This window comes from Crocosphaera chwakensis CCY0110, assembly GCF_000169335.1.
GTDB lineage: Bacteria > Cyanobacteriota > Cyanobacteriia > Cyanobacteriales > Microcystaceae > Crocosphaera > Crocosphaera chwakensis.
Genome location: NZ_AAXW01000048.1, coordinates 21,386 through 37,025, shown reverse-complemented (window position 1 = coordinate 37,025; position 15,640 = coordinate 21,386). Strand labels below are relative to the sequence as shown.

Here is a 15,640-nt window from a genome sequence, read left to right as displayed (position 1 = left end):
TTCCTAAACTATAAGACTAACTAACAAGGGAATAAAAAGTGTAATAGACTTGAACTGTAAAATGAGTTGAAGTCTTATTCTTCTTTTAAATTAAAATCAACTCTTTGATAAATATCGATGAGTGAAATTGAAAAATCAACTGAATAAAAGTTTAAAATATCACTATCAGATTCATAAGTTTTAAAGATCCATTCCCCGTTGGTTTGTTTATAAAACTGCTCAATATAATAAGCTGATTGTTCTACAAGTAAGTATTCTTCAAATGTTGGTAAAGAACGATAAAACTTAAACTTATCGGTTCGATCATAATCTCTCGTAGATTTAGATAAAATTTCAATAATGATCGAAGCATTGGTTACTGTATTTGTTCTGTTACCTTCATAGATAGGTTTATTTTTAATTATCATCACATCAGGATAAGTATAGATGCGATACATTGACATCCATAAACGAACATCACTCATAAAAATCCAGTCATTTTCATTATTTATTTCAGTAGGAAATTGTTTATAAAAATTACCAGCGATGAGATTACGATTAGTGGTGGCACCAGTCATGGGAGTAATCTTTCCATCTCGGTATTCATGTTTATCTTTTGCTATTTCTTCTAACTTCAAATATTCTTCAGGTGTATAGTATCTTTTTTCTATTTTAACTACCATATTAACCTCCACTTATTCAGTCTTTCATATATAAAAATAGAAGATAAATTAAGTTAAGGTAAGCAATTATGTAATGGTTTTGAAATTGCCTACCTTAGCGGTTAACTTACACTAAAATATTCGCTTTCTTTTCTTCAAAAATGCACTTAATTACCGCTTCTACTACCTTGTCAGGGGTGGATGCACCAGAGGTTACACCAACAATAATTTTACCATCAGGTAGCCAATTTTCCTTAGTTTTTATCTCTTTTTCTAAGGGTTTATGTTCAATTTTATTTCCTGGTAAAATGCGTTTTTCGCTATCAATATGATAGGAATCAATCCCTTTTTCGATAGAAATTTCTTGTAAATGAGTGGTATTAGAAGAATTAAAACCACCAATCACCACCATTAAATCGACATCTTCTTTTACTAGATTTAACATGGCATCTTGACGTTCTTGTGTGGCATCACAGATGGTATTAAAACTCATAAAATGCTCGTTTAATTCAGTGGGACCATATTTTTTTAGCATGGTAGTTTCAAATAGTTTCCCTATTTGTTCAGTTTCACTTTTTAACATGGTAGTTTGATTAGCAATACCCAAACGCATTAAATCTTTATCGGGTTCAAATCCTTCTGAATGAGCATTTTTAAACTTCTCTAAAAACTCATCTTTATTCCCACCATTGAGGATATAATCACAAACATATTGTGCTTCTTTGAAATTTAAGACCACTAAATAAGTGCCTGCAAAAGAACTGGTAGCCACAGTTTCTTCATGACGATATTTACCATGAATAATAGAGGTATAATCTTTTTTCTTATGCTTTTCTACGGAGTTCCATACTTTAGAAACCCAAGGACAAGTTGTATCAACAATAGTACAGCCTTTATCATTTAATAGTTGCATTTCGGTTACACTTGCGCCAAAAGCAGGTAAGATTACCACATCTCCTGTTTCTACTACAGAAAAATTTTTATTCCCATTAACTACTTCAATAAAACCAACATTCATCTCTAATAAACGTTGATTAACTGAGGGGTTATGTATAATTTCATTCGTTATCCAAATCTTTTCTTGAGGGAAATGTTGACGGGTTTCGTAAGCCATAGCTACCGCTCTTTCAACTCCCCAGCAAAAACCAAAAGCTTCTGCTAATTTAATAGTCACATCTCCTTCTTGCCATTGATAATTATTTTCACGAATTTTTTGAATCAGAGAACTTTGATACTCTGTATTCATGGTTCCCATGACTTCGTTTTCGTGGCCAAACCCTTTACGATGATAGTTGTTAGACTGTTGTAGAGAACGTTTAAAAGCTTTTGTATCCATAGGATGAGGTAAAATTAATTATCTATTGTTCAATTATTCCTTATCTTATCTCAATGAGCAAATTAATTTCTATATTTTATCTTTTATGTAATGTGATCACTCAAGTTGTCAATCTGTTCAATAGATTTGGTATAATCATAATAATAGATTTTTAAGAAGATTTAACTATTAATATTAAAGTCAATGCAATTAAAAATTTACTCTATTTTTTTTACAGTATTTTTGCTATTATTCCTGAGCATTTCTCCTAGTCCAGTAATAGCAGAAGAAGTGACAGATGGGTCTAAAATTTTTACTGTTCATTGCGCTGGATGTCATCCTAACGGCAATAATATCATTAGACGTGGAAAGAATTTAAAAATGAGGGCATTAAAAAGAAATAAGGTTGATACTTTAGACTCTATTATTCATTTAGTCACTTATGGTAAAAATAATATGTCAGCTTATGAAGAAAAACTGACACAAAATGAAATTAAAGTTGTATCTCAATATGTACTCGAACAAGCTAAAAATAATTGGCACAACCCTTAAAATTGCTTTAGCTTTCTGTTGTTTTTTCTTTTTGGAATAATAATTGAATGGCTAATAAAATTAAACCAAAAGCAACAAAAAAGAAAATAAATGTACCTAAAGAAGCGACCCCCATAACTAAGGTTCTCACTAAAGATCCAATTCTTAACACTAAAGTATTAGAAGAAGTCAACGGTTTGGTAGCAAAAGTTTGGATAATTGAAGCGGTTAAGGTGTAGAGTGCATAACCTAACGCCCCTGAAATGGTTGCACCTATCAAACAGTTTGCAGGGGTTGGTTTTTTAGGGTTAGGTTTTTCTGAGGAGTTGCTCATAGGAAAAGTCATAATATTCCACTCTTAACTATATCATATTTATACCTAAATTATCAACTAAAAAAGCCCATTTATCGGCAACTTCTTCTATTACTTTAGTAGTGGGTTTTCCTGCACCATGACCGGCTTTTGTTTCAATACGAATTAAGACAGGTTTCTCTCCATTATGCGCCTTTTGTAAGGCTGCTGCAAATTTAAAACTATGTGCCGGAACAACACGATCATCGTGATCGGCTGTCGTAATCATAGTAGCAGGATAAGCGGTATGTGAGTTTAAATTATGTAAAGGAGAATAGTCTAAAAGTGTCTTAAAATCTTCTTCATTTTCAGAACTTCCATACTCTGGACACCAAGCCCAACCGATTGTAAATTGATGAAAACGTAGCATATCTAAAACGCCAACTGCTGGCAATGCAGCAGCAAATAAATCGGGTTGTTGTGTCATGCAAGCTCCCACTAATAAACCCCCGTTACTACCACCTCCGATCGCTAATTTTTGAGAGGAAGTATAGTTATTCTTGATTAACCATTCAGCAGCAGCAATGAAGTCATCAAAGACATTTTGTTTCTTATCTTTCATTCCTGCTTGATGCCATTCTTCACCATATTCTCCACCACCTCTTAGGTTAGGAACAGCATAAACTCCTCCCATTTCCATCCAAATAAGGTTACTAATGGAGAAACTAGGAGTCAAAGAAACATTGAAACCACCATAACCATAGAGATAAGTGGGGTTATTACTATCTAAGCTTAATCCTTTTTTATGGGTGATAAACATAGGAACTCTGCTTCCATCTTTACTGTCATAAAATACTTGTTTGATTTCGTAATCTTCAGGATTGAAGTCTACAGTAGGTTGACGAAAAATTGTACTTTCTCCTGTTACCATATCGTAGCGGTATATAGTTGTAGGGGTTGTAAAACTGGTAAAGGAGTAAAAGGTTTCTGTATCTTCTTTTTTGCCATTAAAACCGCCGGCTGAACCAATTCCAGGTAAGCTTACTTCTCGAATAAAATTACCTTGTAAATCGTAGATTTTGATAGCAGATTTTGCATCTTGAAGATAATCACAAACAAACTGATTATTTAAAATACCAACGTCTTCTAAAGTTTCTTTGGTTTCTGGAATAATTTCTTGTTTATTTTCTTGATTCGACTGATTAATATCAATAGCAATAACTTTCCCTTTGGGGGCGTTTAAATCAGTACGAAAATAAAATATTGAACCTTCATTATCAATAAAGCTATAATCTGCCTCAAATTGATTTATCAATTCAACGACTTGAGCATTTTCTTGACTTAAATCTTTGTAAAAAACAAGATTTTTAGAATCGGTTCCTTTCCAAATACTGATGATTAAATATTGTCCATCTTCGGTAACTCTTCCACTAAAACCCCATTCTTTTTCGTCAGGGCGATCATAAATTAATACATCTTCATTTTGGGAGGTTCCTAACTTGTGATAATAGAGTTTTTGATAATAATTTGTGTCTTCTAGTTTTGTTTTTTCATTGGGTTCATTATAACGACTATAAAAGAAACCTTGATTATCTTTTGTCCAAGATGTTCCAGTAAACTTGGTCCATTTTAAATGATCGGATAAGTCGTTTCCTGTTTCTATTTCTCTTACTTTCCATTCTACCCAATCTGATCCAGATGTGGATAAACCGTAGGCTAAATATTGACCATTTTCTGAGATAGATAAACCCGATAAAGCGACGGTTCCATCTTCTGATAAAGTGTTAGGATCTAATAAGATGGTAGGTTCGTCATCAAGATTTTTGAGAGTGTATAAAACACTTTGATTTTGTAAGCCATTATTTTTAAAATAGAAGTATCTTTCCGCTTTTTTGAAGGGAGTTCCGTACTTTTCGTAATCCCACAGTTTTGTTAAACGTTGTTTGATTGTTTCTCTTGCTGGAATAGTCGATAAATAGTCGAAAGTTACTTTATTTTGTACTGTTATCCATGCTTTGGTTTCCTCTGAATCAGGGTTTTCTAACCAACGATAGGGATCTTTTATTTCTACACCGTGATAAACATCGGTAATGTTTTGTTGTGGGGTGGTTGGATAAGAAAACTGAGGTGACATTTTTGGGGTTTGTATAAGGATAATGGCTATTTATAATTTTATCATCCGCATATCGTTAAATAATTACACTTGGCGATATTTAATATTTCAACTTCATCGGGCTTAATACGCTTAAGCCCCTACAGTAATACTTTAACTGATAACTCAAAAAACTGATGAACGTCTCTTGACATTCTGTTAGTTTTCTTAAATGGTCAAGAATGCGAGGCAACAGTCTCGGTAAATTTTATTGATCCAATTGGCTAACAATTCCCTGAGAATATCCAATTAAGTCCTTAATCTTTTCTTGTACCTTTTCTAATCTTTTTTGTGTAGTTTGAGCTTGACGAGAAGTGGTTAAAAATAGTAATTCCGTTTTTAACAATCTTAAATTTTTATGAATTTCTGTTTGTGCTGATCGAATCAAAGCGATCTCGAAGAGATCCGCTTCGCGGTGCGCGTTACAATCTAATTCATCTAATCTCACGCTGAGAATCTGATTCTGGAAAATTGCTTGTACCTCTTGGTACATCGATTTTATCGTTATCATATCTATATCCTTAGCCAATACCTGCTTTTGGAGTTCTAGAAGCTTAGCTAAAAGCTCTTGATAAGACTGATGATAAAATTTCAGTAACATAGGACACCATATTGCGTTAGAATTTGTAAATAAATATTAAACTTTTTGAGTGACTTTAACCAATCTCAATCTGTCCTTAAACTGAAATTATTAAAAGAAGTCCTCGCTTTTGAGAAGTAGGACAAAGCTGATGGTAAAAAAAGGTAGAACAAGACAAAGCCAATGGTTTTAAGCCCTTAACTTTTCCATCAGAGAAGAATCAGCGTTTGAATACTCTTATTTACCGTTTTCTTATCCATTCTCATTCCTTCTATACCTAGCCCGATCCTCCTATGAACGCAGTTACCTTCCCTGACAGTAAACCCCTAGATATCGCCCTTCCCGACTGGTTAAATGAGTGTCTGATTTCCCATGAGTCAGACCAAAATAATCAGGATCTCGACTTAATTTGTCGTGCGTTTAATTTTGCTTATAAACTCCATGAAGGACAAGCCCGTAAGTCAGGAGAACCTTATATTGCCCATCCTGTAGCGGTTGCTGGTATTCTTCGGGACTTAGGGGGAGATAAGGCTATGATTGCTGCAGGTTTCCTTCATGACGTAGTAGAAGATACGGATGTCACAGTAGAAGAGATAGAAGAGATGTTTGGCCACGAAGTTGCCCTGTTAGTAGAAGGGGTGACCAAACTCTCAAAATTTAACTTTTCAAACAAAACAGAACAACAGGCCGAAAACTTCCGACGGATGTTTTTAGCCATGGCCAAAGATATTCGCGTCATTGTGGTCAAATTAGCTGATCGCCTCCACAATATGCGAACTTTAGAACCCCTCAGACCGGAAAAACAAAGACGTATCGCCAGAGAAACCAAAGAAATCTTTGCCCCATTAGCCAACCGTTTAGGAATATGGCGCGTTAAATGGGAACTAGAAGACTTATCCTTTAAATATTTAGAACCTGAAGACTATCGAGAAATTCAAAACCTAATCTCAGAAAAACGTATTGATCGAGAAACTCGCATCGAAACGGTTAAAAATACCCTACAAAAACGACTCGATGACATGGGGATTTCAATCCTAGAATTACAAGGAAGACCCAAGCATCTCTATGGTATTTATTTCAAAATGCAGCGTCAGAATAAAGGATTTCATGAAATTTACGATCTAGCTGCGCTGAGAATTATTGTTAAAACCAATGAAGAATGTTATCGGGCCTTAGCAGTAGTTCATGATGTCTTTAAACCCATGCCCGGCCGCTTTAAAGATTACATTGGACTGCCTAAACCGAACCGTTATCAGTCCTTACACACCACTGTTGTCGGGTTGAATGGTCGTCCCCTAGAAATTCAAATTCGTACCTTAGAAATGCACCATATTGCTGAATATGGGATTGCAGCCCACTGGAAATATAAAGAAACAGGGGGATCGAATCATACCCACTTTTCTAATGAAGATGAAAAATTTACGTGGTTACGGCAACTCCTTGACTGGCAAAATGATCTCAAAGATGACCAAGAATATGTAGACAATCTCAAAGATAACCTCTTTGACGATGATGTGTACGTCTTTACCCCCAACGGCGACGTAATTTCTCTATCGAGAGGGGCAACTGCTGTAGATTTCGCTTATCGTATTCACACAGAAGTGGGGAATCACATGAAAGGGGCGAGAATTAATGGTAAATGGTCAGTTTTAGACCAACCCCTACACAATGGAGATATTGTCGAAATTATCACCCAGAAGAACTGTCACCCCAGTTTAGACTGGTTAAATTTTGTGGTGACTCCTACGGCCCGTAACCGTATTCGTCAATGGTTTAAGCGATCGCGTCGGGAAGAAAACATGGCCAGAGGGAAAGAACTCCTAGAAAAAGAATTAGGTAAAAATGGCTTTGAAGCCTTATTAAAGTCTCAACCCATGCAAACTGTGGCTGAAAAATGTAATTACCAGTCAGTGGATGATTTATTAGCAGGGTTGGGTTATGGGGGTATTACCCTTAACCAAGTGGTAAACCGTGTGCGAGAAGTGACCGTTACCAACCAAAAAGAAGAGGTTTCAGAAACTAACTTGCCGAGTGCATCTCCTTCCCCCTCTTGTCCCACTAAACCCAATAAATCTCCGATTTTAGGAGTAGAAGGATTGGTGTATCATATTGCAGGATGTTGTACGCCTTTACCAGGAGACCCCATTATTGGTGTGGTAACTAGAGGAAATCGAGGTATTTCTATTCATGCTCAAAGTTGTTCTAATATAGAGAATGTTCCTGGAGAACGATTCATTCCAGTACGTTGGAATACTATCGATAGCAAAGGATGTGCTACCACTTATCCCGTAGATGTACAAATCGAAGCCCTTGATCGGGTTGGGGTTCTCAAAGACATTTTATTACGGGTTAGCGACCATCACATTAATGTTTGTAACGCAGGGGTGAAAACCGGACGCAACAAACCAGCCATTATTAACTTACGCATCGAAATCCGCGATCGCCAACAATTAGACTATCTCATTAATAGTATTAGCAATATGAGTGATATTCTTAATATTCATCGTGTTAATGGGGTAGATTTTTAGTCAGGATTGTAAGACCGTAGCTAACCTTTTACTATTACTGACCATAATCAAAAGGAGTAGCATAAACAATAGATTGATAACGTCCTTGTTCAGTGCGAATGGTGACGCAATAGTGGCTTTACTCTCCTGTTAACAAGATGAAATTAAGGGTAAACCGCCAGCTATCATCAGAGCCACTGTAATGATTGTGCCAATAAAAGCGATGCCTAATGATATTTTTCCTGATGGTTCCATTGACATATTAAGCACTCCTTGAAATACCCATCTATCTAACGGTAAAACTAATAACCAAAACAAAGCAATCAACGCACAACCTAACCAAAACCTGATCCATTTCCAGTTACTATTAAACTTTTTGAAAAAGTCATTTAAAAAGACTTCTTCTAAAAAATTTCCTCCTGAATTAGATAGATTAATATTGTCAACATAAATGCCATCAGTTTGACGACTCGCTGATCTTAAATTAGGAACACTATCTGTGCCAAAAATCAGAGAATTAATCTTAATATTTTTTCCTGTTGCTTGGGTAACGGCTGACTGAGTAATAGTAACCCCCGTATCTGTTACCATCAATAATTCTTTGCAGTGATTTTGTTGTTCTTCTAAAATTTCTGTAGCATTATTAATTACGATATCTAAATCATCTTGTTGCGGTTCAGGCCGTAATTGATAGGGTAAATTCGGATCATTTAATTGACTATTCAGTTGACCAACAATTACATCTTGAGATGAGTCCATACTAGCAGTTAATTTTGGGGCTTTTCCTCCTCCGATGCCCAAAATTTGAACCTTATTAGGATTCCTTAATTTAGCATTTGCTTCTAGATAAGCATTAACCGCTTGTACCTCTTGATCCATGATGGTATCAGGAGCATTAAAGGTTTGGCCCTGGTAAGTGCTGCTACTGAGATCGAGGGCAATGACCACAGCAACAGGGGGTTTTCCGATATTTAAAAGGCCAAATAATAAGGCTAAGGCCAAAAAAACACCCACCATAATTAATGGGGTATAAAACAAGGGATATTCAATTACTTTACGGCGATATCTTAACACGTAATTGTCTCCTTTTTATCATTGGTTATTGTAAAGAATCAAACTGATAGTCTGACCCTTCTGGCCCTTCATTTCCTTTAACAGCTTGGACTAAAGGAACTTCATTAAATAAATTAAAATCAGTGGTACTATCAGATAGAGTAACACCATTGTTTAAGCTCTGAAAGACCATAGCGCGATCAGGATTTTGACTTACGTTTTCAACTAAAGCTTTGGTAGCATCATAAGCGGTTGCTGTACGCCAACTGACCCGTCCTTTCCAACTTTGCAAGGCATCTTTAGCAAAGTCATCCGTCGGGCTAAAACTCCAGGGAACCGCTAAAATTATTCCTGCGATCGCATTTCCCCCTTGAACTAAAATATCAGCATTATAGAGTTCATCCCCTCCCATTAATCGTAGAGGAGAGCCTTGATTTTCATTGGCTGTCGCTATTTCTACTGCTTGGCTTACTTTACTTTTACTCAAGGCTAAAATAGCCACATTTGCCCCATTATTTTGCAAGTTACTAACAGAGGTATTGGCATCAAAGTTAGGGGAACTAATATCAATTTGCTCGATTAAAATTCCTTGAACTTCGGGTAAAGCGTTAATAATTTCTTGTTGTAATTGTTGACTGTAACCGCTATCAGAATTATAAAAAATAGCAATATTGGGGGAAGGTTGCTGTTGGGCTGCATACTGGGTTAAAGTTTTCCCTACGGCTTGCAAATAATTAACTAATAGTTCGTCTTCTTTTGTATCAATAGGAATAGTTTTTAAGGTTGATTCTTGGAAGCTAGTGGTCAGGGGAGATAAAACCGCAACCCCTGCGCTTTCATACTGTTGTAAGGCTGCTTGACTCCCTGGATCGATTCCGTACCCAACAATCCCTAAAATATCAGGAGTATTAATGACTGTTTGGGCAACATTAGGAGCGGTGGTGGGGTCGCTACTATCGATGATGGCTACTTCTAACAGTTGCCCTGAGGTCGAAGACTGATTAAACTCTGTTTGATATTTAGCCACTCCTCGCAAAATTTCGGCTGCTGAGTCAGGACTACTACTGATAGGAACAGCTACGGCGATGGTAATAGGGTTTTCGGCTTGTTTGGCTTGGGCATTTTGCCAATAAATACGACTTTCGGGATCATTAGCATTTTTCTGGACTGCCGTTTCATAAGCGGTTACAGCTTCAGCCCAATTTTCTTGGGCAAATGCCTGGGTTCCGGTTTCCTTCTCAGGAGTTGATTGTAAAAAGAGTTTGTCTCCTCGACTGATAGAATCACCACTGCTAGGAGTGATGGGAGGAGGAGTGGGATCTATCTCCGTTTGTGATCCAGAAAAACCGTTATCATCTGGTGTATCCTGACCTCTAAGTAAGAAGAAAGCAGCTACACCACCCCCCAAAATGACGATAATCAGGGCGAGAATAGCAGGGATAAGCCAGGGAGAACTACCACTGCCCGAACTTCCTGCTACAAACGTTTTACTTGGTTTTTGTTTCCCTTGTGTCCCTGGGTTCATGGCTTCTTTTGGTAAGCCACAAATGATACAGTCGGGGCCGGTGTTGACTTGAGGGGTATGGGGAGATACCCCAGGGTATTGTTTACCGTCTTTGGGTACTCCATCACAAGTCCATGAACTCATGGGTCGATTCCTCTCCTAATCACCATCTTTAAAACTATGAACGATTATTTGAGAAAGCGGATGCTTTTGACTCATTTTTCGCCATAAAGTTAGCTTAGCAATTTTTTTTTAGATTGTCTTTAATTAGCTTACCTTTTCTGCTGATTTGGGAGGAGTAGGACTGGATAAACTTTTGAAATAGAAAGTCCCTACAATCAACAAAAACAATAAATAAACAACGATTTGTCCTAAATATAGAGTTTGTCGATAGCCAAAGAGAGATTTTAGAATAATTCCAGGAAAGGTTTTATCTGGCAAAATATCTGACCCATCCCAAACCAAAGGACCTAAAATACAAGAGTCGCCAGGAACCCAACACCATTGTGAAAAACTGGGTTCTAGTTGCGTTAAAAACATCACCACTAAATTAAGATGTTTAAGGACTCCTAACACCAATCCTCCTACTACTAAGAGTAAGAAAATACCCATCACTTTAAAAAAGAGACGAATATTAATTTTAACACCCAACTTAAAGAGTAAAAATCCTAATGTAGCTGCGGTTATTAAGCCTAAAGTTGCTCCAATAGTAGGAATTTTCCAACTGTTTTCAAATTTAGCAATGATAAACAAAACGGTTTCAAAGCCTTCCCTTAAAACAGCGATAAAAACTAACAAGAAAATACCTTTTCCTGCACTATCCTCTCCACTTAAGGCTGCTTCAATTCCTTGTTCAACGTCTCCTTTTAACTCCTTTCCTTGTTGAGTCATCCAAATGAGCATCCAACTTAGCATAGCAACAGCTATGATGCCAAATAATGTGGCTAAACATTCTTTTATGATAGGGGTATAAGGACTTTGATAAGTATTGACTCCTTGTAGGATTCCTCCTAATAATAATCCTACTAAAATACTGGCGACAATTCCTCCGCCGATCCCCTGATATACCCAACGATTGAGTTGGGTTTGTTCAACTTTTTTTAGACAAGCAAGTACAATCCCTACCACTAGGGATGCTTCAAATCCTTCTCTTAAAGTAACAACAAATGTCGGTAATGCAGCACTGAAATCCATGATTTACAAGGGCTTATTGATTACCTATTGATTATATAATTTTTTTCTATTATTTTCTATAATACCCCAGACAAGATGTCTGGGTTGCTTTTAAATTGCTTGGGTCTGATTAAACATAATCCCGTAACATTTTTTTCAATTCTATGTTATGAACTTCTTCTTGGCCAATCATTCCCCGTGCAAATTCTTCGATGTAAATACTGGCATTTTCTACCAATTCTAAGAGGTCTTTATACAAATCTAACGCTTTTTTTTCGTGGTTGAGACTTTCTAGAAGAATGGCGTGTAAACTATGCTCATTCGTCTCTTCCATCGGAGCAATTTTTAAGCTAGGATGGCCTTCTAATCCTGTTAAGATTTCACCCACTTGTTGAGCATGAAGTAAGGATTCTGTAGCCTGTTGTTGGAAAAATTGTACAATAGGAAGACGATGAGGGCCTGTGACCATCAAAGAATAATGAGTATAGCGAACAACCCCCGCTAATTCATATTCCATAATGGTGTTGAGAATATCATTGGTTTTTTCTCGGTCAAGTTCTCTCATATTTTACCTGTTGAGGAGAAGAATTCATCTTGCAAGGACAACATTTTTAAGTCTGTTTTTTGAGGACAATATCAATTGTTTGTCCAGAGACTCTACCTTTAGAGTATCCTATCTTTCCTTCTTCTCTTGTAAAATAAAGCTTAAGTTTTTTGTCTTATGATAATATTGATCGATTAATAATTATTAAATTAAGAATAAACCCTTTTATTTTAAGTACAAAGTAATCAATAATATATTTACTTTGATCTATTTTATTGACTAATTTGATTAGTATTGGAAGGGACTGTTTGAGGAGAACGATTTTGATTAATTTGAACCATAATTAAGCCAATAAAAACACAGAGTCCCATAAAAATCCATAGGAAGGGATTATTATTTTTTTTCGTTTGTTTTCTCTGTTTTTTAATTCTTCGTTGACCTTCTTGATATTCTCTTTCTGTTGTCATAATTTTTTAAATAACGAAAAACCTTTGCTTAATATTTTATCTTAACAGAAATAAAAAGGAATGGGAGAAATTATATATTTTTTTAGATTTTTGACTTAGCGAGATTAGATAATGTTCTAAGAGCTACTACTTAGAAACTTGAATAAAATTTCATAAGTAGAGGTTAAAATCTGTTAAAATGAAGAATGTATTATTAAGCAATCAATTATTATTAGCTTCTCATGTCCTCAGTAATTACTCCTGACTCTTTGAATTGGTTATATCGAGGAACTAGCGAAATTTTTCCCAGTCAACCTGATTCTAATAACCCTGAAGAAAACTTAGAAAAATTGATAGAAAAATCCGATCGTCCTCTGAGGGTTAAATTAGGCATTGATCCCACTGGAACCGATATTCATCTAGGCCATAGTATCCCATTTCGTAAGTTACGAGCTTTTCAAGATGCAGGTCATACTGCAGTCGTAATTATTGGAGATTTTACGGCGCAAATTGGAGATCCTACCGGTAAATCAGAAGTTCGTAAACAACTAACATCTGAACAGGTAAAAAGTAATGCCGAAAATTATTTAGAACAACTTCGTCCTATCCTCGATTTTGACACGCCAGGAAGATTAGAAATTCGCTATAATTCTGAATGGTTAAAAGAGCTAAATTTAGCTAAAATCCAAGAACTTTTAGCCACAATGACCGTCGGACAAATGTTAGCAAAAGAAGGATTTGCTGAACGTTATAAACAAGAAAATCCTATTTTTCTCCATGAATTTCTTTACCCATTAATGCAGGGATACGATTCAGTCATGATCGATGCCGATGTAGAATTAGGAGGAACGGATCAAAAGTTTAATATTGCCGTGGGAAGAGACTTACAAAGACACTTTGGGAAAAAGCCTCAATTCGGATTATTATTACCCATTTTACTTGGGACAGATGGCAGTCAAAAAATGTCAAAATCTCTCAATAATTATGTGGGATTAAAAGAAGATGAATTATCCATGTATTCTAAATTAGAAAAAACCCCCGATGCTATCATCAAAGACTATTTTGAACTATTGACTAATTTACCTTTAGATCAATTACCCGAAAATCCTAGGGACTGTCAAAAATTATTAGCCTTAGAAATTGTTACACAATTCCATAGCCAAAAAGCAGCCATAACTGCCCAAAAAACAGCAGAAGATTTAGTCAAAAATAAAGGGACAGGTGCAACAGATGCTGTTCCCGAATATGACTTATCTAATGTAGAATTTCCAGCAAAATTATTCTATATATTAAATGCTAGTGGACTCTGTGGAAGTAGTGGGGAAGGAAGACGGCAAATACAAGGAGGCGCAGTGCGTTTAGACGGGGAAAAAATTAGCGATGTTAATATCACCTTTGATAACTTAGAACAACTGTCAGGTAAAGTTTTACAAGTAGGAAAAAAGAAGTTTATCAAATTAGTTTAGGTGAAAAATTTATAATTGTGAACCCCTAACTCCGAACTCTTGTCTTCTCTTTGATAAACTAGAATACAGGAATGTCTCACATAAAGAGCATAACAACGTTATTTTAACTTGACACCTTAAACACAACCTTGTACAGACCAAGAGGATAAACAGTATTATGGGATTATTTGATCGCCTAGGCCGAGTGGTTAGAGCAAACCTCAACGATCTCGTTAGCAAAGCAGAAGATCCAGAAAAAGTCTTAGAACAAACCATCATGGATATGGGGGAAGACTTGATCCAGTTAAAGCAAGCTTTCGGCCAAACCCTTGCTTCCCAAAAACGAACAGAAGCACAGTATAAACAAGCCCTTAAAGATGCTAATACATGGGAACAACGGGCAAAATTAGCCCTTTCTAAAGGGGAAGAAAGCCTCGCCAGAGAAGCATTAGTTCGTAAAAAATCTTATACAGAAACGGCCACAACCCTTAAAGAACAATTAGAGCAACAAAGTGGGCAAATTGAAACCATGCGCCGTAACCTGACGGCCTTAGAAAGCAAAATTTCTGAAGCCAAGACCAAGAAAAATATGCTTATTGCTAGGTCGAAAGCAGCCAAAGCTAACGAAGCATTACAATCAACCATGAATGGTCTAAACACCAGTGGTTCTATGGCCGCCTTTGAACGCATGGAAAACAAAGTTTTAGACATGGAAGCTCGTTCCCAAGCCGTGGGAGAGTTAGGGGGATCGAGTTTAGAAAATCAATTTGCTGAACTTGAAGCTGGTAGCGGTGTGGAAGATGAACTGGCCATGCTTAAAGCCCAAATGACTGGATCAGCTGAACCCCAAGCGGCTTTACCAGAAGGCGAAACTAAGGATAAAGTATCTTCTAAAGATGAAGTAGTTGATGCAGAGTTAGACGACTTACGTCGTCAACTGGATAATCTTTAAGATTATCGGTATTTTAGATTATTGCCGTAAAAGTCAAGAAAACCCAGTTGAAGAAATTGGCCGAACTTGTAAGCTATTAACTGGTAACGGAATCATTGATCACTGATAACTAAACTATGAGTAGTGTTCTCGAAATTACAGATCCTCAATTTGATACAGAAGTGTTTGAGGCTGACACCCCTGTATTAGTCTATTTCTGGGCTTCTTGGTGTGGTCCGTGTCGGTTGGTGTCTCCTTCCATTAACAAAATTGCTGATAGCTACGGCGATAGTCTCAAAGTGGTCAAATTAGAGGTCGATCCTAACCCCGATGCACGGGCGAAATGTAAAGTAGAAGGGGTTCCTGCTTTACGACTGTTTAAAGATAAACAGCTTTTGGCCGAACATGAAGGGGCGATCGGCAGACAACAACTAGAAGAGATGCTCAAAAAACATCTTAACTAAAACAGTGAGGTGGTGAGGATTTTATGACTTTTTGTGATCCTCTCATCTCCCTTTTCACTGAA

Annotated in this window: 15 protein-coding genes; 5 read left to right on the top strand and 10 right to left on the bottom strand. The window is 36.6% G+C overall.

The annotated features are described in order from the left end of the window. Positions 1 to 74: 74 nt before the first annotated feature. Complete coding sequence (locus CY0110_RS21285) at positions 75 to 662, bottom strand: Uma2 family endonuclease (protein WP_008277630.1); 588 nt, start codon at positions 660 to 662, stop codon at positions 75 to 77. Positions 663 to 768: 106 nt separating this feature from the next. Continuing rightward, entirely contained in the window at positions 769 to 1,977 is a 1,209-nt protein-coding gene (locus tag CY0110_RS21280; protein WP_008277629.1) for a 4-hydroxy-3-methylbut-2-enyl diphosphate reductase, read from the bottom strand. Positions 1,978 to 2,160: 183 nt separating this feature from the next. Here CY0110_RS21280 and CY0110_RS21275 point away from each other — a divergent pair, with 183 nt between their 5' ends. Continuing rightward, positions 2,161 to 2,508: a c-type cytochrome gene (locus tag CY0110_RS21275; RefSeq protein WP_008277628.1), complete on the top strand. Its 348-nt coding sequence runs from the start codon at positions 2,161 to 2,163 to the stop codon at positions 2,506 to 2,508. A gap of 7 nt (positions 2,509 to 2,515) precedes the next feature. On the opposite strand, the gene CY0110_RS21270 is transcribed toward CY0110_RS21275, so the two are convergent. The 3 genes from CY0110_RS21270 to patD all read right to left on the bottom strand — a co-directional run bounded on the left by CY0110_RS21270 (position 2,516) and on the right by patD (position 5,532). Further along, entirely contained in the window at positions 2,516 to 2,821 is a 306-nt protein-coding gene (locus tag CY0110_RS21270; protein ID WP_035800252.1) for a DUF3082 domain-containing protein, read from the bottom strand. A gap of 28 nt (positions 2,822 to 2,849) precedes the next feature. Beyond that, on the bottom strand, positions 2,850 to 4,913 hold the full coding sequence (locus CY0110_RS21265) for a prolyl oligopeptidase family serine peptidase (RefSeq protein WP_008277626.1): 2,064 nt from the start codon (positions 4,911 to 4,913) through the stop codon (positions 2,850 to 2,852). A gap of 226 nt (positions 4,914 to 5,139) precedes the next feature. Beyond that, positions 5,140 to 5,532, bottom strand: coding sequence for a heterocyst frequency control protein PatD (gene patD, locus CY0110_RS21260; RefSeq protein WP_008277625.1), 393 nt, complete (start codon positions 5,530 to 5,532; stop codon positions 5,140 to 5,142). 272 nt (positions 5,533 to 5,804) lie between these two features. Between patD and CY0110_RS21255 the strand changes: the two genes are divergently transcribed. After that, entirely contained in the window at positions 5,805 to 8,039 is a 2,235-nt protein-coding gene (locus CY0110_RS21255; RefSeq protein ID WP_008277624.1) for a RelA/SpoT family protein, read from the top strand. A gap of 129 nt (positions 8,040 to 8,168) precedes the next feature. Here CY0110_RS21255 and CY0110_RS21250 read toward each other — a convergent pair whose 3' ends face one another. The 5 genes from CY0110_RS21250 to CY0110_RS21230 form a co-directional block, all read right to left on the bottom strand. After that, complete coding sequence (locus CY0110_RS21250) at positions 8,169 to 9,092, bottom strand: hypothetical protein (RefSeq protein WP_008277622.1); 924 nt, start codon at positions 9,090 to 9,092, stop codon at positions 8,169 to 8,171. Between the two features lie 25 nt (positions 9,093 to 9,117). Then, positions 9,118 to 10,719 carry an ABC transporter substrate-binding protein gene (locus CY0110_RS21245; RefSeq protein WP_008277621.1) on the bottom strand — a complete coding sequence of 534 codons (1,602 nt, stop codon included), beginning with the start codon at positions 10,717 to 10,719 and terminating at the stop codon, positions 9,118 to 9,120. Positions 10,720 to 10,842: 123 nt separating this feature from the next. Continuing rightward, positions 10,843 to 11,769 (bottom strand): FTR1 family iron permease, encoded by a 927-nt coding sequence (locus CY0110_RS21240; RefSeq protein WP_008277620.1) that lies wholly within the window; start codon positions 11,767 to 11,769, stop codon positions 10,843 to 10,845. Between the two features lie 109 nt (positions 11,770 to 11,878). Further along, complete coding sequence (locus CY0110_RS21235) at positions 11,879 to 12,313, bottom strand: ferritin-like domain-containing protein (RefSeq protein ID WP_008277619.1); 435 nt, start codon at positions 12,311 to 12,313, stop codon at positions 11,879 to 11,881. A 251-nt stretch (positions 12,314 to 12,564) separates the two neighbouring features. Continuing rightward, on the bottom strand, positions 12,565 to 12,759 hold the full coding sequence (locus CY0110_RS21230) for a hypothetical protein (RefSeq protein WP_008277618.1): 195 nt from the start codon (positions 12,757 to 12,759) through the stop codon (positions 12,565 to 12,567). 221 nt (positions 12,760 to 12,980) lie between these two features. Between CY0110_RS21230 and tyrS the strand changes: the two genes are divergently transcribed. The 3 genes from tyrS (at position 12,981) to CY0110_RS21215 (ending at position 15,578) form a co-directional block, all read left to right on the top strand. Continuing rightward, the gene (tyrS, locus tag CY0110_RS21225; RefSeq protein WP_008277617.1) at positions 12,981 to 14,204 is read left to right on the top strand and encodes a tyrosine--tRNA ligase; all 1,224 of its coding nucleotides are present in this window, start codon (positions 12,981 to 12,983) and stop codon (positions 14,202 to 14,204) included. 157 nt (positions 14,205 to 14,361) lie between these two features. Continuing rightward, entirely contained in the window at positions 14,362 to 15,135 is a 774-nt protein-coding gene (locus CY0110_RS21220; protein ID WP_008277616.1) for a PspA/IM30 family protein, read from the top strand. Positions 15,136 to 15,251: 116 nt separating this feature from the next. Next, complete coding sequence (locus CY0110_RS21215; RefSeq protein ID WP_008277615.1) at positions 15,252 to 15,578, top strand: thioredoxin family protein; 327 nt, start codon at positions 15,252 to 15,254, stop codon at positions 15,576 to 15,578. Positions 15,579 to 15,640: the final 62 nt, after the last annotated feature.

Excerpts from the sequence above, each read along its gene's own strand:
- CY0110_RS21245 (WP_008277621.1), bottom strand. The coding sequence starts at position 10,719 with ATGAGTTCATGGACTTGTGATGGAGTACCCAAAGACGGTAAACAATAC.
- CY0110_RS21275 (WP_008277628.1), top strand. The coding sequence starts at position 2,161 with ATGCAATTAAAAATTTACTCTATTTTTTTTACAGTATTTTTGCTATTA.
- CY0110_RS21270 (WP_035800252.1), bottom strand. The coding sequence starts at position 2,821 with ATGAGCAACTCCTCAGAAAAACCTAACCCTAAAAAACCAACCCCTGCA.
- CY0110_RS21240 (WP_008277620.1), bottom strand. The coding sequence starts at position 11,769 with ATGGATTTCAGTGCTGCATTACCGACATTTGTTGTTACTTTAAGAGAA.
- patD (WP_008277625.1), bottom strand. The coding sequence starts at position 5,532 with ATGTTACTGAAATTTTATCATCAGTCTTATCAAGAGCTTTTAGCTAAG.
- CY0110_RS21220 (WP_008277616.1), top strand. The coding sequence starts at position 14,362 with ATGGGATTATTTGATCGCCTAGGCCGAGTGGTTAGAGCAAACCTCAAC.
- CY0110_RS21215 (WP_008277615.1), top strand. The coding sequence starts at position 15,252 with ATGAGTAGTGTTCTCGAAATTACAGATCCTCAATTTGATACAGAAGTG.
- CY0110_RS21285 (WP_008277630.1), bottom strand. The coding sequence starts at position 662 with ATGGTAGTTAAAATAGAAAAAAGATACTATACACCTGAAGAATATTTG.
- CY0110_RS21230 (WP_008277618.1), bottom strand. The coding sequence starts at position 12,759 with ATGACAACAGAAAGAGAATATCAAGAAGGTCAACGAAGAATTAAAAAA.
- tyrS (WP_008277617.1), top strand. The coding sequence starts at position 12,981 with ATGTCCTCAGTAATTACTCCTGACTCTTTGAATTGGTTATATCGAGGA.
- CY0110_RS21265 (WP_008277626.1), bottom strand. The coding sequence starts at position 4,913 with ATGTCACCTCAGTTTTCTTATCCAACCACCCCACAACAAAACATTACC.
- CY0110_RS21255 (WP_008277624.1), top strand. The coding sequence starts at position 5,805 with ATGAACGCAGTTACCTTCCCTGACAGTAAACCCCTAGATATCGCCCTT.
- CY0110_RS21235 (WP_008277619.1), bottom strand. The coding sequence starts at position 12,313 with ATGAGAGAACTTGACCGAGAAAAAACCAATGATATTCTCAACACCATT.
- CY0110_RS21280 (WP_008277629.1), bottom strand. The coding sequence starts at position 1,977 with ATGGATACAAAAGCTTTTAAACGTTCTCTACAACAGTCTAACAACTAT.